The sequence below is a fragment of the Corynebacterium sp. UMB8791 genome (assembly GCF_054166365.1).
Window position 1 is genome coordinate 1 of the sequence record NZ_JBSZCG010000063.1, and the last position, 327, is coordinate 327.

General features: G+C 62.1%; 1 protein-coding gene. It reads left to right on the plus strand.

Features of this window, described 5'->3' with window-relative positions:
• A partial coding sequence (locus ACXIUA_RS01845; RefSeq protein ID WP_457975956.1) for a hypothetical protein occupies positions 1-195 on the plus strand: 195 nt, incomplete at its 5' end.
• Between the last annotated feature and the right edge of the window lie 132 nt (positions 196-327).

Sequence of the window (327 nt, forward strand, 5' to 3'; positions counted from 1 at the left end):
ATGCCCGCAGTGGAAAACACTGAGGGACAGGAGAATCAGGCTCCAGCTCTGCCGACGGAAGCTGCTGAGCAAAATCAGCAGATGACCTACTCCGGTCCCAGCGAGGACGGCAGTGCAGAGCAGCAGCGCGTGGATCAAGAGTCTGAGGGCAACCGAGCGCAGCGTCGGAAGGCGGCTCGCAAGCGCCGTCGCTAAGCACTAAAGCACCCGAAACGCGGTCATGGTCCATGGCCGCGTTTTTGCTGTTCCGCGGCGGAAAGTGCCCGTGAACGCGCGAACGCGCGGACCGACACGGCAACTACCCAGGAACTCGACCTTCTTGCGGTT